18 protein-coding genes are annotated in these 19,956 nt (G+C 68.6%); 6 read left to right on the plus strand and 12 right to left on the minus strand.

Annotated features, from left to right (window positions below):
* The first annotated feature begins 26 nt into the window (after positions 1-26).
* A complete protein-coding gene (locus LK409_RS17225; protein WP_033471379.1) occupies positions 27-1,661 on the plus strand; it encodes an AMP-binding protein in 1,635 nt (544 codons plus the stop codon).
* A 48-nt stretch (positions 1,662-1,709) separates the two neighbouring features.
* On the opposite strand, the gene LK409_RS17230 is transcribed toward LK409_RS17225, so the two are convergent.
* The 3 genes from LK409_RS17230 to LK409_RS17240 form a co-directional block, all read right to left on the minus strand.
* Positions 1,710-2,903, minus strand: a complete 1,194-nt coding sequence (locus tag LK409_RS17230) for an acetyl-CoA C-acyltransferase (protein WP_010929253.1) — start codon at positions 2,901-2,903, stop codon at positions 1,710-1,712.
* Between the two features lie 65 nt (positions 2,904-2,968).
* Entirely contained in the window at positions 2,969-3,997 is a 1,029-nt protein-coding gene (locus LK409_RS17235) for an acyl-CoA dehydrogenase family protein (protein WP_003814676.1), read from the minus strand.
* A gap of 26 nt (positions 3,998-4,023) precedes the next feature.
* The gene (locus LK409_RS17240) at positions 4,024-5,196 is read right to left on the minus strand and encodes an acyl-CoA dehydrogenase family protein (RefSeq protein WP_041937294.1); all 1,173 of its coding nucleotides are present in this window, start codon (positions 5,194-5,196) and stop codon (positions 4,024-4,026) included.
* Between the two features lie 185 nt (positions 5,197-5,381).
* Between LK409_RS17240 and LK409_RS17245 the strand changes: the two genes are divergently transcribed.
* Positions 5,382-6,299, plus strand: a complete 918-nt coding sequence (locus LK409_RS17245) for a LysR family transcriptional regulator (RefSeq protein WP_010929255.1) — start codon at positions 5,382-5,384, stop codon at positions 6,297-6,299.
* Positions 6,300-6,309: 10 nt separating this feature from the next.
* Here LK409_RS17245 and LK409_RS17250 read toward each other — a convergent pair whose 3' ends face one another.
* The 4 genes from LK409_RS17250 to LK409_RS17265 all read right to left on the minus strand — a co-directional run bounded on the left by LK409_RS17250 (position 6,310) and on the right by LK409_RS17265 (position 10,310).
* Positions 6,310-7,281 (minus strand): Bug family tripartite tricarboxylate transporter substrate binding protein, encoded by a 972-nt coding sequence (locus tag LK409_RS17250; protein ID WP_003814685.1) that lies wholly within the window; start codon positions 7,279-7,281, stop codon positions 6,310-6,312.
* 66 nt (positions 7,282-7,347) lie between these two features.
* Positions 7,348-8,133 carry a crotonase/enoyl-CoA hydratase family protein gene (locus LK409_RS17255; protein WP_010929256.1) on the minus strand — a complete coding sequence of 262 codons (786 nt, stop codon included), beginning with the start codon at positions 8,131-8,133 and terminating at the stop codon, positions 7,348-7,350.
* Complete coding sequence (locus tag LK409_RS17260) at positions 8,130-9,359, minus strand: CaiB/BaiF CoA transferase family protein (RefSeq protein WP_010929257.1); 1,230 nt, start codon at positions 9,357-9,359, stop codon at positions 8,130-8,132. The genes LK409_RS17255 and LK409_RS17260 overlap by 4 nt, the downstream gene beginning before the upstream one ends.
* 195 nt (positions 9,360-9,554) lie before the next feature.
* Positions 9,555-10,310: a TerC family protein gene (locus LK409_RS17265; RefSeq protein WP_003814694.1), complete on the minus strand. Its 756-nt coding sequence runs from the start codon at positions 10,308-10,310 to the stop codon at positions 9,555-9,557.
* Between the two features lie 110 nt (positions 10,311-10,420).
* Between LK409_RS17265 and LK409_RS17270 the strand changes: the two genes are divergently transcribed.
* Positions 10,421-10,939: an MgtC/SapB family protein gene (locus LK409_RS17270; RefSeq protein WP_010929258.1), complete on the plus strand. Its 519-nt coding sequence runs from the start codon at positions 10,421-10,423 to the stop codon at positions 10,937-10,939.
* Here the strand turns inward: LK409_RS17270 and fusA are convergent.
* From fusA to LK409_RS17295, 5 genes are all read right to left on the minus strand, one after another.
* A complete protein-coding gene (fusA, locus tag LK409_RS17275) occupies positions 10,936-13,053 on the minus strand; it encodes an elongation factor G (RefSeq protein WP_010929259.1) in 2,118 nt (705 codons plus the stop codon). The genes LK409_RS17270 and fusA overlap by 4 nt on opposite strands.
* 361 nt (positions 13,054-13,414) lie before the next feature.
* Complete coding sequence (locus LK409_RS17280; protein WP_010927279.1) at positions 13,415-14,635, minus strand: ISL3-like element IS1001 family transposase; 1,221 nt, start codon at positions 14,633-14,635, stop codon at positions 13,415-13,417.
* Positions 14,636-14,777: 142 nt separating this feature from the next.
* The gene (locus LK409_RS17285; RefSeq protein ID WP_003814701.1) at positions 14,778-15,248 is read right to left on the minus strand and encodes a universal stress protein; all 471 of its coding nucleotides are present in this window, start codon (positions 15,246-15,248) and stop codon (positions 14,778-14,780) included.
* 88 nt (positions 15,249-15,336) lie between these two features.
* Entirely contained in the window at positions 15,337-15,681 is a 345-nt protein-coding gene (locus LK409_RS17290; RefSeq protein WP_003820700.1) for a TIGR01244 family sulfur transferase, read from the minus strand.
* A 99-nt stretch (positions 15,682-15,780) separates the two neighbouring features.
* A complete protein-coding gene (locus LK409_RS17295) occupies positions 15,781-17,181 on the minus strand; it encodes an aminotransferase-like domain-containing protein (protein ID WP_003814704.1) in 1,401 nt (466 codons plus the stop codon).
* Between the two features lie 188 nt (positions 17,182-17,369).
* On the opposite strand from LK409_RS17295, the gene LK409_RS17300 reads away from it, so the two are divergent.
* The 3 genes from LK409_RS17300 to LK409_RS17310 all read left to right on the plus strand — a co-directional run bounded on the left by LK409_RS17300 (position 17,370) and on the right by LK409_RS17310 (position 19,953).
* Complete coding sequence (locus LK409_RS17300) at positions 17,370-18,284, plus strand: DMT family transporter (protein ID WP_003814706.1); 915 nt, start codon at positions 17,370-17,372, stop codon at positions 18,282-18,284.
* Positions 18,281-18,940, plus strand: coding sequence for a LysE family translocator (locus tag LK409_RS17305; RefSeq protein WP_010927085.1), 660 nt, complete (start codon positions 18,281-18,283; stop codon positions 18,938-18,940). Before LK409_RS17300 ends, LK409_RS17305 begins: the two co-directional genes overlap by 4 nt.
* 89 nt (positions 18,941-19,029) lie before the next feature.
* Complete coding sequence (locus LK409_RS17310) at positions 19,030-19,953, plus strand: alpha/beta hydrolase (protein ID WP_010929260.1); 924 nt, start codon at positions 19,030-19,032, stop codon at positions 19,951-19,953.
* Positions 19,954-19,956 lie beyond the last annotated feature (3 nt).

Raw genomic sequence — 19,956 nt, forward strand, 5'->3', positions numbered from 1 at the left:
ACGGCGGCAACGACATCAAGGCCCACATGGCAGACTTCACGCTGGACGATATCAAGCAACGCAGCATGGCGGAAATCACCGCGATGCAGGCGCGGCGGCATGGCGAAAAGACCTTTCTTCATTTCCTGCCGCGCGACGAAAGGATCAGCTATGCCGGGTTCGACCGGCGCAGCAGCGCCGTCGGCCGGGGCCTGAAAGCCCATGGCGTGCAGGCCGGCGCGCATGTCGGGCTGATTCTCGACAATTGCCCGGAGATGATCCTGGCGGTATTCGCGCTGGCCAAGATCGGCGCGGTGTGGGTGCCGATCAATACCGCGGCCAAGGGAAAGCTGCTGGTCTATTACCTGGATTTCGCCGACATCACGACGCTGATCGTGCACGAGAAGTATTTGGCCCTGATCGCGGCGTGCCTGCACGAACTTCCCAGGCTGCAGCGGATCGTCGTCGTCGACGATGGATCCGGACATGCCGCGCAGCAGGCCCCCCGGGCCATCCGCTACGCCGCGCTGGAGCAGGATGGCCGCGAGGACCAGGCGTTCGACGCCGACCCCTGGCAGCTTGGCGCGCTGCTATTCACGTCGGGCACGACGGGGCCGTCCAAGGCCGTCATGTGGCCGCAGGCGGGGGTGAATGTGTGGGCGGCGCAGAACGCCATGGCCCGCTGGGTCGCCCATGACGACGTGGAGTATGTCTGCCTGCCGCTGTTCCATGCCAACGCCTTGCTCAACAGTACCTGGACGGCGTTCGTGGCGGGCGCCACCGTGGCGTTGACGGACCGCTACTCGACCACGCGCTTCTGGAGCGAGATCCGCCAGTGCGGCGCCACCCGTTTCAACTCGCTGGGCGCGATCGTCAATTTCCTGTGGACCCAGCCGCCCACGCCGCAGGACCGCGACCACAAGGTCCGGCTGTGCTCGATGGCGCCCGTCCCGCCCTATGTGCACGAGTTCGAGGCCCGCTTCGGCGTCAAGGTTTTCACCGGCTACGGGCTCAGCGACTATTGCCTGGCGGCCTCCACCCGGCTGGACGATCCCGCCGAGAAGGCCTTCAGTTGCGGCAAGCCGCGCCCGGGCATCGACCTGCGCATCGTCGACGACAACGACATCGAACTGCCCGCCGGCCAGACCGGAGAGATCGCGTTGCGCAGCCACGAAACCTGGAGCACGGCCTCGGGCTACTACAAGATGCCCGAGGCGACGCTGCAGGCGCGGCGCAACTTCCTGTTCCACACGGGCGACCGGGGCTACCTGGACGCGGACGGCTATCTGTACTTCGTCGACCGCAAGAAGGACTCCATACGGCGGCGCGGCGAGAATATTTCCTCGCAGGAAGTCGAGGCCGTCCTCATGTCGCATCCCGAAGTCGTCAATGCCGCGGTCTACCCCGTACGCGGCGATCTGCCCGAGGATGAAGTCGGCGCCTCGGTGCTGCTGCGCCCGGGCAGCGCGCTGAGCTACCAGGACCTGACCCGGTATTGCGTGGAAAACATGAGCTACTACATGGTGCCGCGCTTCCTGGAATTCGTCGATGCGTTGCCGCTGACCGAATCCGGCAAGATCGAGAAGTTCAAGCTCAAGCAGCGCGCCGAGCAGCGGCCATCTCCGCTGTGGGACCGCGAGGCGGCGGGTATCGTCGTCTCGCGCGCAAGCGCCAGGGCGTAGCGCGCCGCGCCCGCCGCCCGGCAAGCGGGCCGGCGGGCGGCCGCGGCCTCAGGCGCGCTCGATGGCGATCGCCGTCGCTTCGCCGCCGCCCAGGCACAGGCAGGCCACGCCGCGACGCAGGCCGCGCCGCCGCAGCGCGTGCATCAGCGTGACGATCAGGCGCGCGCCCGTGGCGCCGACCGGATGCCCCAAGGCGCAGGCGCCGCCGTTGACATTGACCCGTTCGGCCGGCAGGCCCAGTTCGCGCAAGGCGATCATCGTCACGACCGCGAAAGCCTCGTTGATCTCGAACAGGTCGACCGAGTCGCGGTCCCAGCCCACCCGCTCGAACAGCCGCGCGATGGCGCGCACGGGCGCGGCCGGAAACTGGCCCGGTGGCAGCGCCGCGGTGGCATGGCCGACGATGCGCGCCTGGGGAGCCAGCCCCAGGCGCTCGGCGTGCGCCTGCCGCGTCAGCACCAGGGCGGCCGCGCCGTCGGAGATCGAAGAGGCGTTGCCGGCAGTCACCGTGCCGTCGGCATTGAAGACCGGCTTGAGGCTGGCCAGCCGCGACACGTCGCACAGGCCGGGCGTCTCGTCGACAGCGACCATGGCGGCCGGCGCGCCACGGCGCGCCAGGCCGGCTATGGGCGCGATTTCCTCGGCGAATTCGCCTTCGGCGACGCTGCGTTGCGCCCGCAGGACGCTCTCGTGCGCGTACGCGTCCTGCTGTTCGCGGGAGAAGCCGTATTCGCGCGCGGCCAGGTCGGCGTAATGCCCCATCAGCCGGCCTTCGTAGGCATCCTGCAGGCCGTCGCGGTACATGTGGTCGAGCAACTGGCCGTCACCGAGCCGATATCCCTGGCGCGCCTTGGGGATCAGATGCGGCGCATTGCTCATCGACTCCATGCCGCCGGCCAGCACCACATCGGCCGATCCGGCGCGCAACATGTCATGCGCCAGCATGGCGGCCTTCATGCCCGAGCCGCACATCTTGCTCAGGGTGGTGGCCTGCACGTCGGTCGGCAGCCCTGCGCCGAGCACGGCCTGGCGGGCTGGCGCCTGCCCCAGCCCGGCGAACAGGCAGCATCCCATCAGCGCCTCCTGCGCCGCGTCGGGCTGCAGGCCCGCCTGCCGCACCGCGGCGGCCAGCGCATGGGCGCCCAGTTGCGGCGCGCTGTAGTGCGCCAGCGCGCCCTGGAACGCGCCGATGGGTGTGCGCCGCGCCGCGACGATGACTACGGGATCTGGATGGACGGACATGATGGACCTCGGAAAGGAGACAAGGGGAAAAATCGCTGCGCCGGCGGCGCGGCGTGCGGACGACGCTAGGCGTGGGCGGCGGACACCATCCCGCGCACCACGTCCAGCAGCGTCCGCTCGCCATCGGCCAGCACGCGCCGGCCAAGCAGCTCGGCGCAATCGTCTTCGCTCATCCCGGTGGCGCGCCACTCGTGCAGCCGCGCCGTGTACAGGCCGAGCGGCAATTCCTCGGTGATACCGATGGCGCCATGCACCGCATGCGCCAGCGCGCAGACAACGGGCACGGCCTCGCAGGCCCTGAGCCGGGCACAGGCGGCAAGCGCGGGATCGGGAAACAGCGCGCCGCTGGCGCATGCCAGCCGCGCGGCCATGGCCACGGCCGCCACTTGCTCGGCCAGCATGCTGATGTCCTGCTGGACCGCCTGAAACCGCCCCAGGGCCCGGCCGAACTGCTGCCGCTCCTGCACATAGGCCACGCAGCGATCCAGCACCGCCTGCATGGCCCCTGCCATGCCCGCGGCGTCGGCCGCGTTGCGCCAGGCCTGCACGGCGCCGGCGGGCGCCCCGGCGCGGCCGGCTTGCGCCGGCGTCCCGCGCCAGGCAGGCGCGCCGCTGGCGCGCGGCCGGAACAAACCGGGCTGGACCGCGTCCGGCGCCGGCCACAGCGCCAGGCAACCATCGTGCTCGACCGCCACGGCCTGCGCCAGCGCCACGCCCGCGATGGGCGCGCAGCGCCAGCCGGCGCCATGGGGCAGCGCCACGCCCAGGGCGATCGGCCCGTCCGGCACGGCCTGCCCGGCGGCGCGCAGCAGGGCGCGCGCCAGCAAGGTGTCGGCAAACGGAAACGGCAAGGCCATGGCCCCGGCGGCCCGCAGCAAGCCTTCGGCATCGGCAAGCGACAGGCCGGCGCCGCCGTGTTCGGCGGGCGACAAGGCGTCGCCATAGCCCAGGGCATCCACCTCGTTCCAGGCGCGCGCGGCGCCGGCGCGCGGATCGGCCGCGGCTTCGAGCTCGCGCACCCGCTCCAGCGGACACAGGCCGGCCAGCGCCCGGGCAAACGTTTCGTATAGATCCTGCTGCATGGTGGACACCATGTACTCCCCCTCGATGTAGGTCCGCCTCAGCGCAGCCCGAGCTCGCGCGCGATGATGCCGCGCAGGATATGGCGCGTTCCGCCGCGCAAGGAAAATGTCGGATTGATCAGCGTCAGGTAGGCCAGCGTACGCATCAGCACATCGTCGGGCGCCGGCTGCGGACTGGCGTGCAGCGCCTGCCCTATCAGCTCGGGAACCGCCTGCTCGAACTCGGTGCCCAGGTCTTTCACCAATACGGCGGCGAGACTGGCGTCGGCGCCCTGCTCCAGCCGCTGCGATACCGCCAGCGACATCGAGCGCAGCACCGCGAGCCGCGCGGCCAGGCGGCCCGCCAGGCAGACCTGCGCCCGCTGGGGCGCGGCGTCGCGGCGCAGATGGGCCAGCCAGCCATCGAGCAGGACCATGCTGGAGTAGATGCGCTCCGGACCGCTGCGTTCGAGCGCCAGCTCGGCCATCACCTGCCGCCAGCCGCTGCCTTCCTCGCCCACCAGCGCATCGTGCGGCAGCAGCACGTTGTCGAACAGCACCTCGCAGAAATGCGCATCGCCGGCGATGTCGCGGATGGGCCGGATCTCGATGCCCGGCAGGGCAAGGTCGAAGATCATCTGCGACAGCCCGCGGTGGCGATCTTCCGACGCGCCGGAGGTGCGCACCAGCGCGCACATGTAGTGCGAACGGTGGGCGTTCGTCGTCCAGATCTTGCGTCCGTTCAGCAACCAGCCGTCGGCGACGGGCGTGGCGCGCGTGCGCACGCTGGCCAGGTCCGACCCGGTGTCGGGTTCGCTCATGCCGATGGCGAAGAAGGCCTCGCCGCGGATGATCCTGGGCAGGTAGAACGCGCGCTGCGCCGGCGAACCGAAGCGCAGGATCAATGGCGCGGTCTGGCGATCGGCGATCCAGTGCGCCGACACCGGCGCGCCGGCGGCCAGCAGTTCTTCGCTGAGCACGAAGCGCGCGAAATTGCTGCGGCCCGCGCCGCCGTACTCGACGGGCAGCGTCAGGCCCAGCCAGCCCTGCCGCGCCAGCGCGCGGCTGAATTCGGCGTCATGCCCCATCCAGGAGCGCGCCCGCCGATCCGCCGGCATTTCCCGCAGCGCCTCGTCCAGGAAGGCGCGCACGGCCGGACGCAGGGCCTCGTCGTGCGCGGGAATGGCGGCAAGCTGCAGCGCCTCGATGATCGTGCCCAAGATGGCTCCCATACGTGCGGCGGCACGGCACCGCGCACGCGCGCCGGTTCTTGAAGATGCCGTGAAACCCATGGCCCGCGCGGCTGCGCGGGCATCACGACAATCTACACGCAGCCCATATCACGGTCTAATATTAGATGTGGACCGGGCAATACATCGTGCATATCGCCAGCCCGGCGCATCACTAGAGGCGCGCCGTGGAGCTACGCCAGCTCAAGCAATTGTTGGTCCTGTCCGAAACGCTCAATTTCCATCGGGCGGCCGAGCGGCTTCATATGGCGCAACCGCCCCTTTCCACCGCGATCAAGAAACTGGAACAGGAACTGGGCGTACAGCTGTTCGAGCGGCTGCCCGCGGGCCTGCAACCCACGCCGGCGGCCGAGGTGGTATTGCGCTATGCGCGCGCCACGCTGTTCTACGCCGATGAAATCCAGCGCGCTGCCCAGGAAGGCGCCAGCGGCAAGCAGGGCATGCTCAAGGTGGGCTTTGTCGGCTCGTCGATCTACTCGCTGATGCCGCAGCTGCTGTCGGCGTTCCGCAAGGACTACCCGCGCGTGGACCTGGTCATCGAGGAGTCCACCACGGTGGACCTGCTGCGCCGCCTGGATGCACACACCCTGGACGTCGCGTTGGTGCGCTTTCCGGTGCTGGAACCGTCGACGGCCCGCATCACGCTGCTGCAGGCCGATCATCTGATGCTGGCGGTGCCGGCCGGCAGCCGCTACGCGCAGCGCGACGACGTCGCGCTCGACGAGCTGGCGGACGAACCGTTCATCGGCTATTCGCGCACGCACGTGCCGGGCATGCACGCGTTGATCATGTACGCGTTCCAACAGTATGGCGTCGTGCCTCACATCGCGCAGGAGGCGATCCAGGTGCAGACCATCCTGAGCCTGGTGGAAAGCGGGCTGGGCCTGGCCATCGTGCCCAAGGTGGCATGCCGGCAGGCCGGCAGCGGCGTGCGGCTGGTCAATGTGCCGCAACTGGCCGAAACCATCAAGGTCGGCATCGCCCTGGCCGTGCATCCCGACAACGCCACGCCGACCACCGCCAACTTCGTCGACATGGCGTGCCGCCTGATGCAGACCGAGCCGGCCGCCGGCCAGGCGCGCTGAGCCCCGATCGCTATTCCTGCTGGATATTGGCCAGTTTGGCGATGCGCCGCATGGACGCCAGCTCGTCGCGCTGGAACGCCGCCAGGGTATCGGGGCCGCCGACGAAGGGCTCGCCGCCCAATTGCTCCATGAACGCCTTGCCTTCCTGGCTGCGCACCAGCGCCTGGACGGCGTCGGACACGCGCGCGACGATGGCCGGATCGACCTTCGCGGGAAAGAAGGCGGCGGTCCAGGCATAGGCTTCGAACCCCTTGTTGCCGCTTTCCTGCATGGTGGGAACGTCGGGCAGGTCCTTGATGCGCCGTGTGCTGGTCACCGCCAGCGGCCGCAATTTGCCGCCGCGGATCAACGGCAAGGCGGCGCTGACGTCGGCCACGCTGTATTGCACGACGCCCCCGGCCACGTCGGCCAGCGCGGCCGACGTACCCTTGTACGGCACGTGGGTGGCCTTGATTCCGTTCTGCTCGTGAAACAGCTCCAGCACGACCTGGTAGGTCGCGGTGCCGCTGGCAAAGTTCAGCTGGCCGGGCGCCGCCCGCGCGGCGGCCACCAGATCGGCAACGCTGCGGTAGGGCGAATTGGCCGGCACGACCAGGGCCATCGGAAAGCGCGCGATCGGCGCGACCGGGGCAAAGTCCTTGACCGCGTCGTAGGGCAGGTTCTTGAAGACAGCCGCGTTGGTCGTCATGGGCGAATTGCTGGCGACGAACAGGGTGTAGCCATCGGGCGGCGCGGTAGCCACGGCCTGGGCGGCAATGAAGCTGTTGCCGCCGGGCCGGTTTTCCACCACGAAAGGCTGCTTGAAACGCTCCGCCAGATGCTTGGACAGGAACCGCGCGGTCGTGTCCGCGCCGCTGCCCGGCGGCAGGGACACGATGATCTTCACCGGATGCGCGGGATAGTCGGACGCCGCGCGGGCGCTGCCACCCTGCGCCAACGCCGCGACGGACAATAGCGCAAGGGCCAGGGTCCTGGAATGCATGGTCGTCTCCGTTCTGTTGGTGCTTGTCGGATGCCGCGGCGGCCGCAAGGCCGGCGCGCAGCCGCGTCAGCCTCGCTTGCGGCTCAGATGGGCGTCGAGCGCGCCGGCATGCTCCTGCGTGTGATGCGCCAGCGCCTGGAAGCCCGCCGACAGCTCCAGCAAGGTATCCAGCCGCGTATGCTGGCCCTCGCGCAACAGCCGCTTGGTCAGGCGCAGCGCATGGCCGGAATGCTGGGCAATCTCCTGGGCCAGCGCCAGCGCCGCCGGCAGCAGCGCGTCGGCGTCGAACACCTCCGGGACCAACCCCAGTTCGCGGGCGCGCGCGGCGTCGATGCTGCGGCCCGTGAACGCCAGCTCGCAAGCGCGCGACATGCCGACGATGCGCGGCAACAGCCAGGCGCCGCCGTCGCCCGGCGTCAGGCCCAGCTTGACGAAACTCTCGGCAAAGCTGGCTTGGCGGGCGGCCAGCCGGATATCGCACATGCAGGCCAGGTCGCAGCCGGCGCCGATGGCCGGCCCATTGACCGCGGCAATGGTCGGGACCTCCAGGTTGTACAGCGCCAGCGGGATACGCTGGATGCCGCTGCGATAGGCCTGGCGGCTGTGCACCGGCTCGCCCAGCCCGGCGCCCACCGTATCGGACAGCGTCTTGAGATTGCCGCCGGACGAGAACACGCCATGCGAGCCTGTCAGCACCACGGCCCGCACCGACAGGTCGGCGCCGATCCGCGCGCAGGCCTGGACCAGCGCCTCGACCGCGTCGGCATCGGACAGGGCGTTGCGGGTGCGTTCGCGGTCCATGGTCAACAGCAGCACGCCGCCGTGCCGTTCGTGGCGCAGGAAATCAGTCATGATCGGTTCCCTCCGGAAGCTGGCGGGCCGCGGCGATGGCCCGCCCCGTTCCGCACCAGCGCGGCAATGGCCTCGTCGTCGTATCCCGCTTCTTTCAGCACGTCGACGCTGTGTTCGCCCAGGCGCGGCGCATGGCCGCGCGGCTGGGGCGGCGTGCCGGACCACCGCGACGGCACCGCCATCATGCGCACCGCGCCTTCGCTGGGATGGTCCACCATGCCGAAGAAACCGATGGCCTCCAGATGCGGGTCGCGCAGCAGCGAGGCCATGGTGTGCACGGGCATGGCCGGGATATCGGCGGCCTCGAACGCGGCCAGCCACTCCTCGGTGGTGCGGCTGGCGATGGCGTCCGACACCAGGCGATAAATGGCGTGGATGTGCTGGGTGCGGGTACCGATGTCGCGAAACCGCGGGTCGGCCGCGTCGCGGCCAGGCTGGCCGATGAGCTCGAAGAACGCCTTCCAGTGCTTGTCCGCATAGAGCAGGACGCAGATGTGGCCGTTTCGGGTGGCGTAGGGCCGCCGGTCGGCGTTCAGGATGCGTGGATAGCCGGGCGGCCCCAGGGGCGGCTCGAAGGTCTGGCCCATCATGTGGTCGCCCAGGATAAGGTGCGCCATGGTCTCGAACATGGGCACGTCGATGGCCTGCCCCTGGCCCGTGCGGGCGCGGTGGTACAGGCCGGCGGTGACGGCGTTGGCGGCGCTGATGCCGACGATGCGGTCGACCATGGCGCTGGGCGCGTAGCGCGGTATGTCGCTGCCCGCCTCGACCGACAGCGACGGAATCCCCACGGCCCCCTGGATCAGGTCGTCATAGGCCGCCCGGGCGGCGTAGGGGCCGCGCTGGTCGTAGCCGTACATGCCGACATACAGGATCGACGGATTGGCCTGCGCCACTTCGGCGTACGACAGCCCCAACCGCGCCATCGCCTGGGGACGCACGTTGTAGACCAGCACGTCGCAGGTGGCGGCCACCTTGAGCAGCGCCTCCCGGCCGGCGGGGTTTTTCAGGTCCAGGGCAATGCTGCGCTTGCTGCGGTTGGCGTGCAGGAAGATGCCGCCCATGTCCGCGTGGCGGCCGGGCCCGATACCGCGCACATTGTCGCCGGCGGGCGGTTCGACCTTGATGACGTCGGCGCCCAGGTCGCCCAGTATCTGCGTCGCGTACGGCCCCATCAACACGGTCGTGACGTCGAGGATGCGTACGCCCTCCAAGGGGCCGCTCATGCGCCGCCTCCTCCATGCCCCGCTCCGGCGCGCGCGGGGCGCCCGGCCATGCGCTTTCCTGTATTGCCTTCTTGCATCACGACTCCTGCCCAGGATGTTCTTTGCGAACATCCTAGGCAAGAAGGGCGCGCCGCGGAAATACTATATTTGGGTCGGCCGATACATCGCAGGTATTGCCGCCGCGCGGCCGCGGCGTCATCCGCCGGCGGCCCCCGCGCCACGCCCTTCGCGGGCGCGGCGCGCCATCATGTTCAGCCCCTCGACCAGGGCCGAGAACGCCATCGCGGCGTAGATATAGCCCTTGGGCACATGCGCGCCGAACCCTTCGGCAATCAGCGTCATGCCTATCATCATCAGGAAGGCCAGCGCCAGCATGACCACGGTCGGATTGCGTTCGATGAAGCGCGCCAGCGGCTCGGCCGCCAGCAGCATGACGGCCACCGCGACGATCACCGCCACGAACATGATGGGAATGTGCTCGGTCATGCCCACGGCGGTGATGATGCTGTCGATCGAGAACACCAGATCCAGCATCAGGATCTGCGCCACCGCCGCGGCAAAGCCGAGCGTGGCGGCCTTGCCGCCGAACATGTCGTCGCCCGGGTTGGGATCGACATGGTGGTGGATTTCCTTGGTGGCCTTCCACACCAGGAACAGGCCGCCGGCCACCAGGATGACGTCGCGCCACGAAAACCCGTGGCCGAACAGTTCGAACACCGGCTGCGTCAGCTGCACGATGAACGCCACCGTGCCCAGCAGCGCCAGCCGCAGGATCAGCGCCATGCCGATCCCGATGCGCCGCGCCTTGGTCTGGTGCTGGGGCGGCAGCTTGTTGGTGAGTATGGAGATGAATATGAGGTTGTCGATGCCCAGCACGACTTCCATGGCGATGAGGGTAGCCAGGGCTGCCCAGGCGGCGGGTTGCTGGGCCAGCGAAACAAGATAGTCCATCGGCGTCTCCAACGCAGGCGGGTTTGCCGATCATAACGACCCCCGGCCGCCGTGCACAGCGCCGCGTGGCCCTGCTATGCTGGAATTCCCTTTTCCGGGAGCACGCAGCCATGGACACTGTCTGGATGGAAATCTGGACCACCGTGCGCAACGAATTCGCCGACATTCCGGATGTCGCCGAGGCCACCCGCATCGTGCTGCGCCTGGGCATGGCGGTGGCGCTGGGCGGACTGCTGGGCTACGAGCGGGAGCGCAGCGGCAAGGCGGCCGGGCTGCGCACCCACATGCTGGTGGCCCTGGGCGCGGCGCTGTTCGTCCTGGTGCCGCTGCAAGGCGGCATGGAGGTCGGCGACCTCAGCCGCGTGCTGCAGGGCGTGATCGCCGGCATCGGCTTCCTGGGCGCGGGCGCCATCATCAAGCTGGGCAACGAGGGCGAGATCCGCGGCCTGACCACCTCGGCCGGCATCTGGCTGACCGCCGCAATCGGCGTGGCCGCCGGCATGGGGCGCGAGGCCACCGCGCTGGCCAGCACGCTGATCGCCCTGTTCGTCCTGGCGGCGCTGCGCCACCTGGAAAAGCGCATCGCGGCCCGCGACGACAAGCGGGTCGTCGCGCAGCCGCCGCCCTAGCCCCGCGCCGCCGCCCCCGAACCGCGGGCAGCGATGATCTGCTCGGCCACCTGGCGCGGCGCCTCGGCGTAATGCTTGAACTCCATGCTGTAGGTGGCGCGCCCCTGCGTCAGCGAACGCAGCGACGTGGAGTAGCCGAACATCTCGGCCAGGGGCACCTCGGCGCGCACCAGCTTGCCGCCTCCGCCGGCGATGTCCTCCATGCCCTGCACCATGCCGCGCCGCGACGACAGGTCGCCCATCACGTTGCCCGTGAAATCCTCCGGCGTCTCGACCTCCACGTGCATCATGGGTTCGAGCAGCACCGGCTTGGCGCGCCGCATGCCCTCCTTGAAGGCCATCGACGCCGCCATGCGGAACGCATTCTCGTTCGAGTCCACGTCGTGGTACGAGCCGAACACCAGCGTGACCTTGACGTCGACCACCGGATAGCCCGCCAGCACGCCGGTGTTCAGCGTCTCGCGCACCCCGCGGTCGACCGCGGGGATGAACTCGCGCGGCACCACGCCGCCCTTGATGGCGTCGACGAACTCGTAGCCCTTGCCCTGCTCCTGCGGCTCCAGCTTGAGCACCACATGACCGTACTGGCCGCGCCCGCCCGACTGCTTGACGAACTTGCCCTCGACGTCGGTGACGGTGGACCGGATGGTCTCGCGGTAGGCGACCTGTGGCTTGCCCACGTTGGCCTCGACCCCGAACTCGCGCTTCATGCGATCGACCAGGATTTCCAGGTGCAGCTCGCCCATGCCCGAAATAATGGTCTGGCCGGACTCCTCGTCGGTCCGCACCCGGAACGACGGATCCTCCTGCGCCAGCCGGTTGAGCGCAATGCCCATTTTCTCCTGGTCGGCCTTGGTGCGGGGCTCGACGGCCTGCGAAATCACCGGTTCGGGGAAGGTCATGCGCTCGAGGATGATGACGTGCGCCGGGTCGGTCAGCGTGTCGCCGGTGGTGATTTCCTTGATGCCGACCGCGGCGGCGATGTCGCCGGCGTAGACCTCGCTGATTTCGCGCCGTTCGTTGGCGTGCATCTGCAGGATGCGGCCCAGCCGCTCTTTCTTGCTCTTGAGCGGGTTGAGCACCGAATCGCCCGACTTGACCACGCCCGAGTAGACCCGGAAGAAAACCAGCTGGCCCACGAAGGGGTCGGTCATGATCTTGAACGCCAGCGCCGAGAACGGCTCGTCGTCGGCGGGATGGCGCTCGATCTCGCGGTCGCGCTCGTCGTGGCCGATGATGGCCGGCACGTCCGCCGGCGAGGGCAGGTAGTCGATGACCGCGTCCAGCATGGCCTGCACGCCCTTGTTCTTGAACGCGCTGCCGCACAGCATGGGCACGATCTCGTTGGCGACGGTGCGGGCGCGCAGGCCGCTCTTGATTTCGTCCTCGCTCAGCGGCTGGCCCGACAGGTATTTTTCGAGCAGGGCTTCGTTGGCCTCGGCCGCCTTTTCGATCATTTTCTCGCGCCACTGCTCGGCCTGCGCCTGGAGCTCGGGCGGAATGTCGCGGTATTCGAAACGCACGCCCTGGCTGGCGTCGTCCCAGATGATGGCCTTCATCTTGACCAGGTCCACCACTCCCTCGAAATGGTCCTCGGCGCCGACCGGGATCTGTATCGGCACGGCGTCGCCCTTGAGGCGCTCGACGATCTGGCGCTGCACGCGGAAGAAGTCGGCCCCGACACGGTCCATCTTGTTGACGAAGGCGATGCGCGGCACGCCATACTTGTTGGCCTGGCGCCAGACCGTCTCGGACTGCGGCTGCACGCCGCCCACCGAGTCGTAGACCATGCAGGCGCCGTCGAGCACCCGCATCGAGCGCTCGACCTCGATGGTGAAGTCCACGTGCCCCGGGGTGTCGATGATGTTGATGCGGTGTTCGGGATAGTTGCCGGCCATGCCACGCCAGAACGCCGTGGTGGCGGCCGACGTGATGGTGATGCCGCGCTCCTGCTCCATCCAGTCCATGGTCGCCGCGCCTTCGTGCACCTCGCCCAGCTTGTGGGTGATGCCGGTGTAGAAAAGGATGCGCTCGGTGGTGGTGGTCTTGCCCGCGTCGATATGGGCGCTGATGCCGATGTTGCGGTAGCGTTCGATGCTCGTCCTGCGAGTCATGATGGCCTCTTGATGGCAAGGGATCGTGGTTTTTCCACGCGTCGCGGAGGTCGTCCGCGCCGCCTTGCGCACCTGCGCTGCAATCGGCTGTGGCTGGATCTGGCGCCGATGCGCTATTGCAGACAATACTACGACTGGCGCCGCCCATGGCAGATATCCCTGGCGTCGCCGGGGTGGCTTGCCGCAAGGCGCGGGACATCTCCCGCGCCTGTCCCGTCCTGTCGCCGGAGGTGCCTGTCCCCGCCGGGACAGGCACCCGGGCCCAGGAAAACCCCCACGCTGCGCCCGCTGTGCGGGCGTGCCTGTCCCCGCCGGGACAGGCACACTGTCGTACGCCATCGACGACAGGCCGAAAAAAGGTTCATCGCGCATTGCCGGGGAAGGCGGCACGGATTTTGAGGAAGAAGTATTCCTGGTCGCGGTAGCCGTAAGCGCGCCGCTTGATGACCTTGATAGTGTTGTTGATGCCCTCGACAATGCTGGTGTTCAGGGGATGTCGGCATCTGGCCAGGATGCCGTGCAGATAGCCTTTCAAGCGCTGAGCGAAGGTGTTCAAGGCGGCTATTCCGCTTTGCTCGGCCTGCTCGTACCAGTGGTTCCAGGCTTGTCTTGCCCAGGCAGGTCTTTGGTAGAACCAGAGCCGTTTGAGTTCGTCACGCAGGACATAGACCGTCAGCAGCGGCTGGTTGGCTTGCAGCAATTCGTCGAGCCGGACGGCCTGCTGCCGATCCAGGTTGTCACGGTTGCGCAGCAGCAGCCAGCGACTCGATTTGATGATCCTGCGTGCGGGACGATCCTGGCGTAGTTGATTGGCCTGATCCACGCGCACCCGATCAATGACCTCTCGTCCATACTTGGCCACGACATGGAACAAGTCATAGACGATCTCCGCCTGTGGGCTGTGGGCCTGGATCTCCAACTCGTAGGCGGTGGTCATGTCGATGGCAACGGCCTTGATGCGTTGGGCGGCCCCAGGCGGCAATTGTTCGAAGAACGCCCGGGCCGTCTCGCGTGAGCGTCCTGGGCCAATCCACAGCACCTGCCTGCCGATCGGATCGACCACCACTGTCGCGTAGCGATGCCCTTTGTGCAGGGCAAACTCGTCCATCGCCAAATACTCGATCTTGGACCAATCCGGTTCGCGCACCGACGCACGCAGCCGAGCCTTGTCCAGCGTCTTGACGGTATGCCAACCCAGCTCGAAGAACCTCGCCACCGCCTGCACGTTGCTCGATTGCAGCAATTGGCTGCAGGCCTGCGCCAGCCGATCCGTCACCCGTTGATATCGCCCCAGCCAGGCAAGCCGCTCCAGGCGCGGGCCGCCGCATTGCTCACACCACAAGCGTCGGCGCGGCACGTGCAGAACGACCCGATACTCGAATAACGGCAGATCTCGCACCCGTCGAACCGTGGTCTCATGCACCTGGCGACACCGCGCGCCGCACTGCTCGCACAGCATCACCTTGGCCGTTGGCTTCAAATAGATCGACAGCGTGCGCCCTGGGTCTTCGGGCCATTCCACGCGTTCGACGCCATAGCCCTGCCAGCCTCCCAGCGACTCCAGCAACTTGCGATCCAGCATCTCCCTGCACTCCTGATGGCAAATACCTGCCGTCAAGAATACGAAAACTTGCCAAACCCCTCCACGCTATTGCGCGATGAACCGAAAAAAAGCCCCGCGGCCTGCGGCCAGCGGGGCGTGTACGGCGCCGGGACTGCCGGCGCTATTTCTTGTCCTTGTCTTCCTTGACCCGGTACACCAGCACGGCCGTGTGGGCCAGCGACAGCACCTTGGCGGTCACGCTGCCCAGCAGCAGGCGCGACAGGCCGCTGCGGCCGTGGCTGCCGATGAAGATCAGGTCGCAGCCGGCCTCGCCGGCGGCCTGGACGATGCCGTCGGCCACGTTGAAATTGGACACCGCGCGCGACTCGGCCTTGACCCCGGCGGTTTCGGCCCGGTCGAGGATCAGCTTGAGGTATTTCTCAGCCTGTTCGGCCGAGGCCTTTTCGTAGTCTTCGTCGGTAATGGCGTAGGCGGCGGCCATGCCATCGAACCCGATGGTGGCGGCAAACGGCTGCGTGACATGCAGCGCGACGACTTCGGCGCCGGTGGAGCGGGCAAAGCAAATGCCCGCATTGGCTGCTTGCGCGGACAGCGGGGAACCGTCCGTGGGAATCAGGATCTTCTTGAACATGCTGCCTGCTCCTGTCTGGTAAGAGACTCCATGCTAACGGAAAACCACCCGTCGACGCACCCCGGGGGAGACCCGCCCTTGACCCGCGTCAACCCAGTTGCTGGGCGGCCGCGAACAGGTTGGTGCAACGGGTGCCGGTACGGCAGTAGGCGAGCACAGGGCCCGGCATCGTGCGCAACAGCTCGGCGAAGCGCGCGACGTCGGCGGCGGTCATCGCGCTGCCGACCACCGGCTGGTACTCGACCTGCAAACCCAGCGCCTGGGCGGCCTGCGACACATCGGCGGCGGTCGGCTGGTCGGGGCCGCCTTCGAAATCGGGCCGGTTGATGATGACGCTCTTGTAACCCGCGGCGGCCACATCGGCCATGTCGGCCGGCCCCAGCTGGGGCGCGACGGCGAAATTCTCGGTAAGGGGCTTGATAGCGGCGGACATGGTTGCAACCTCGAATGGTGAAACGCCGGACAGGCGGGATCTGTGGAAAGTATATTCAGTTCTGCGGATCGGCGTATGCCCGGCGCGGCTTCGTCGGCCCTATTGCGCCATCACCGCGGCGATCGATTGCCAGATGCCCGGCGTATCGACCATGGCGACCGAGAACCGCAGCATGGTCGACGGCGCGCCGCTGGGCGAGAACAGGGTGCCCGGCGCCAGCAGCATGCCGCGCTCGGCCGCGTTGCGCGCCACCGGCTCGGAATCGCGGCCGCAGTCGGCCCAGACGAACATGCCGGCGTGCGGCTCGTGCGGGACGGACAGCCCGAGCTGCTGCAGGGCCTGGATGCTGCGCAGGCGCGCTTCGTTGACGCGCGCGCGCACGCGCTCGATGTGGCGCCGGTATTGCCCTTCGACCAGCACCCGGTGCACCACCCGCTCGCCCAGCTCCGGCGAGGTCAGCCCGGCCAGCATTTTCAGGTCGGTCAGGCGCTGCAGCGTCTCGGCCCCGGCCGCGATATAGCCCACGCGCAGGCTGGCCGCCAGCATCTTGGAAAAGCCGCCCACCAGGATCACGCGCTCGAGGCGGTCGAGCGCGGCCAGCTTCATGGCGCCGCCCGGGTGCAGGTCGGCATAGGTGTCGTCCTCGACCACCATGAAATCATGGCGCTCGGCCAGGCGCAGGATGTCGTAGGCCGCGCCGGCCGACAAGGTATGGCCGGTGGGATTGTGGACCGCGCCGTTGATGATGTACAGGCGCGGCTTGTGCTCGGCCGCCAGGCGGTCGAGCATGGCCAGGTCCGGGCCATCGGGGCCGCGCGGCACCCCGACGGGACGCGCGCCGAATGCAGCCAGGCGCCCGAAGATGACGAACCACGCCGGGTCTTCGACCAGCACCGTGTCGCCTGGCTTGATCAGATGGCGCGCCACGATGTCCAGGCCATGCGTCACGCCATTGGTGGTGAGCAGATTGCGCTCCGGATGGGCCGGCACGCCATCGGCCTGCAGCATGGAAGCCAGCTGCTGGCGCAGCGGCGCGTAGCCTTGCGGGCTGCCGTACGACACCAGGTTGCCGCGCACCGTGCGGCCCACCGCCCGCACCGCCGCGGCCACCATGTCGGGGTCGAGCCACTCGGGCGGCAGCAGGCCGGCGCCGCCCGGCATGCCGGCGGCGGTTTCGCGGAACATGTTGCGCAGCAGCCAGCTCACGTCCACCCGCACCGGGGTTTCGGGCGCGGCCTGCGGCACCCGTGCGCTCGCCAGGGCGGTCAGGGAGGCGCTGCGGGCCCGCACGAAGAATCCGGCGCCGCGCCGGGATTGCACCAGCCCGCGCGCCACCAGCCGGTCATAGGCCTCGACCACGGTGAAGCGGCTGACACCGCTTTGCTCGGCCATCCGACGTATGGACGGCAGCCGGGTGCCCGGCCGCAGGCCGTGCTCGTCGATGCGCCGCGCCAGGTCATCGGCCAATTGCGTCACCAGGGTGGCATCGGCCTGCCGCACCGGCTGCCACCCGGCGCCGGAGGGGGAAGAAGTCGCAACTGTCATGGTGGTTTTACCAGGCCAGTGATTAAAGTGACATGAAAAAGTGTACCGGTACTGTACCGATATCTATGCGTAGAGTGACACCAATGCGCCGGCACGGCAAGCCCGGCCGGCCGCTTTCCCCCATCCAGAGGCAAATCTTTCCCATGTCACCTCCTAGCGCGCAAGCATCGGCACCGTCCGCCTCCCCCCACGCCCCGAGCTGGGAAGGCTATGGCTACGGATTGATCGGCGTCCTGGTCTTCGCCCTGACCCTGCCCATGACCCGGCTTGCCGTCGGCGAGCTCTCCCCGCTGCTGGTCGGACTGGGCCGCGCCCTGCTGGCGGCCGTGCCGGCTGCCGCGCTGCTGTGGCTGACACGCAGCCGGCGTCCCGACCGGGCCGAATGGTCCGGCATCGTGCTGGCCGCCGTCGGCATCGTGGTGGGCTGGCCGGTCGCCTCGACGCTGGCCATGGCGTCGGTGCCGGCCGCGCACGGCGCGGTGTTCAACGGCCTGCTGCCGCTGTCGACGGCGGTATTCGCCGCCTGGCGCAGCGGCGAACGCCCCTCGCCGGCGTTCTGGAGCTTCGCGGTGCTGGGCGCCGTCCTGGTGGCGGGCTATGCGTTGCGGCAGGGCCACGGCGCCCTGCAGCCGGGCGACCTGTGGCTGCTGCTGGCGGTGGTGCTGGGCGGCATGGGCTACGCCGAAGGCGCCCGGGCCAGCCGCACGCTGGGCGGCTGGCGCACCATCTGCTGGGCGCTGGTGGTCAGCGTGCCGGCGCTGCTGCCGGCCGTGCTGTGGCTGGCGCACGACGCGGCCTGGCCCAGCCTGCCGGTGGCCGGCGCGTTTGCCTACCTGGCCTTCGGCTCGATGTTCCTGGGATTTTTCGCCTGGTATCGCGGCCTGGCCATAGGCGGTATCGCGCGGGTCGGGCAGATCCAGCTGCTGCAACCGTTTCTTACGGTTGTCGCAGCCGCCCTGCTGTTCAATGAGCAGGTCGAACCCATTACCTATGTGTTTGCCGTGGCGGTGGTGCTGGTCATCGCCGGCGGCCGGCGCGCCATGGTGCGAAAAGCATGATCGGCTCCGACCTGTCCTCCCTCGACCAGGCGCCCCTGGCCTCGCTGTCGGTATTGATGCCGCTGGTGCTGTTCACGCTGGTCAACTCGCTGACGCCCGGGCCGAACAACGTGATGCTGGCCTCCTCGGGGCTGACCTTCGGCTTTCGCCGCACGATCCCCCACCTGCTGGGGATCTCGGTCGGCTTTTCGATCATGCTGCTGATGGTCGGCCTGGGGCTGGGCGCCACGCTGGAGCGCCTGCCCTGGCTGTACTCGACGCTGAAATACGGCGGCGCCGCCTATCTGCTGTACCTGGCCTGGAAAATCGCCACCTCCGGCCCGATGGAAAGCGGCGCCGAACGCGGCAAGCCGCTGACCTTCATCCAGGCCGCGCTGTTCCAGTGGGTCAACCCCAAGGCCTGGGTCATGATCGTCAGCGTGGTGGCGACCTATACGCCGCAGCATGGCTATTTCGCCAACCTGATCATTGCGACCCTGGTGTGCGGCGTGGTCAACCTGCCCAGCGTGGGCGTCTGGGCCGCCTTCGGCATGGCGCTGCGCCGCTGGCTGCACCGCCCGGCCGCGGTGCGCGCCTTCAATGTCGGCATGGCCGTGCTGCTGGTGGTGTCGCTGTATCCGGTGGGCCTGGACCTGCTGGCGCTGTATACCGGCTGACGCCAGGGAACTGGCGGGCACGCCGCATGGTCTGAGCAGAAGGCGGGCGCCGCCGCGCGCGCCCTCGAATACGAACAAGCTCCGGTTACATGGTTTGCCTGCCCTTCAGACTCTCGTGGCGCCGCATGGCGGCCGTGCTGCTATTGGCGGCCGGCGCGCTGGGCTTCAACCAGCTCGACGCCTGGCAGCGCCAGGCCATTTTCTCGCCGCAAACCGATCAGCAGCGCTGGTGGCGCGAACCGCCGGCAGGCACCGAGGTGTTCGACCTGGCGCTGCCCAACGGCGACAAGGTGCATGCCTGGTACTGGCAGAGCCCGCGCCGCGACGCGCCGACCGTGCTGTACCTGCACGGCGCGCGCTGGAACCTCAACGGCAGCGCGTTCCGCATGGAGGGCTGGACCGGCATGGGCTACTCGATGCTGGCGATCGATTATCGCGGCTTCGGCCAGTCGACGCCGCTGCTGCCCTCGGAGCAAAGCGCCTCGCAGGACGCCGCCGCGGCGCTGCAGGAACTGGCGCGCCGCCAGCCCGATCCGGCGCGCCGCTTCATCTACGGCCACAGCCTGGGCGGCGCCATCGCCATCGACCTGGCGGCGCGGCCCGATCTGCCGCCGTTCGCGGGGCTGATCGTCGAATCCAGCTTCACCAGCATCGGGGCCATGCTCGGCACGATGAAATGGGGCTGGGTGCCCGGCGCCACGCTGCTGGTCACGCAACCGTTCGCCTCGGTGGACAAGCTGGCCGCGCTGACCACTCTCATGTTGCTGCTGCATGGCACGGCCGACCGGGTGGTGCCGCACACCATGAGCGACGAACTCTATCGCGCCGCGCAACAGGTGCCCGCCGACCTCAAGCGGCTGGTGAAGATCGAAGGCGCGTCGCACTCGGGCGCGATCCGCAGCGGACGCATCTATGAAGATGCCGTGGCCGACTTCGTACGCGACGCCGGCCGCGGCTATGCCGGCCGCCAGGGCGCCCCGACCCCGCTCACGGCCTCTCGGCCCGGTACCTGAGCG

This window comes from Bordetella parapertussis (assembly GCF_020735925.1).
GTDB classification, from domain to species: domain Bacteria; phylum Pseudomonadota; class Gammaproteobacteria; order Burkholderiales; family Burkholderiaceae_B; genus Bordetella; species Bordetella pertussis.

What these genes read in the sequence shown, in the direction of transcription:
- LK409_RS17225 (WP_033471379.1), top strand. Translation starts at nt 27, where the DNA reads ATGGCAGACTTCACGCTGGACGATATCAAGCAACGCAGCATGGCGGAA.
- LK409_RS17230 (WP_010929253.1), bottom strand. Translation starts at nt 2,903, where the DNA reads ATGTCCGTCCATCCAGATCCCGTAGTCATCGTCGCGGCGCGGCGCACA.
- LK409_RS17235 (WP_003814676.1), bottom strand. Translation starts at nt 3,997, where the DNA reads ATGGTGTCCACCATGCAGCAGGATCTATACGAAACGTTTGCCCGGGCG.
- LK409_RS17240 (WP_041937294.1), bottom strand. Translation starts at nt 5,196, where the DNA reads ATGGGAGCCATCTTGGGCACGATCATCGAGGCGCTGCAGCTTGCCGCC.
- LK409_RS17250 (WP_003814685.1), bottom strand. Translation starts at nt 7,281, where the DNA reads ATGCATTCCAGGACCCTGGCCCTTGCGCTATTGTCCGTCGCGGCGTTG.
- LK409_RS17255 (WP_010929256.1), bottom strand. Translation starts at nt 8,133, where the DNA reads ATGACTGATTTCCTGCGCCACGAACGGCACGGCGGCGTGCTGCTGTTG.
- LK409_RS17260 (WP_010929257.1), bottom strand. Translation starts at nt 9,359, where the DNA reads ATGAGCGGCCCCTTGGAGGGCGTACGCATCCTCGACGTCACGACCGTG.
- LK409_RS17265 (WP_003814694.1), bottom strand. Translation starts at nt 10,310, where the DNA reads ATGGACTATCTTGTTTCGCTGGCCCAGCAACCCGCCGCCTGGGCAGCC.
- LK409_RS17270 (WP_010929258.1), top strand. Translation starts at nt 10,421, where the DNA reads ATGGACACTGTCTGGATGGAAATCTGGACCACCGTGCGCAACGAATTC.
- fusA (WP_010929259.1), bottom strand. Translation starts at nt 13,053, where the DNA reads ATGACTCGCAGGACGAGCATCGAACGCTACCGCAACATCGGCATCAGC.
- LK409_RS17280 (WP_010927279.1), bottom strand. Translation starts at nt 14,635, where the DNA reads ATGCTGGATCGCAAGTTGCTGGAGTCGCTGGGAGGCTGGCAGGGCTAT.
- LK409_RS17285 (WP_003814701.1), bottom strand. Translation starts at nt 15,248, where the DNA reads ATGTTCAAGAAGATCCTGATTCCCACGGACGGTTCCCCGCTGTCCGCG.
- LK409_RS17290 (WP_003820700.1), bottom strand. Translation starts at nt 15,681, where the DNA reads ATGTCCGCCGCTATCAAGCCCCTTACCGAGAATTTCGCCGTCGCGCCC.
- LK409_RS17300 (WP_003814706.1), top strand. Translation starts at nt 17,370, where the DNA reads ATGTCACCTCCTAGCGCGCAAGCATCGGCACCGTCCGCCTCCCCCCAC.
- LK409_RS17305 (WP_010927085.1), top strand. Translation starts at nt 18,281, where the DNA reads ATGATCGGCTCCGACCTGTCCTCCCTCGACCAGGCGCCCCTGGCCTCG.
- LK409_RS17310 (WP_010929260.1), top strand. Translation starts at nt 19,030, where the DNA reads ATGGTTTGCCTGCCCTTCAGACTCTCGTGGCGCCGCATGGCGGCCGTG.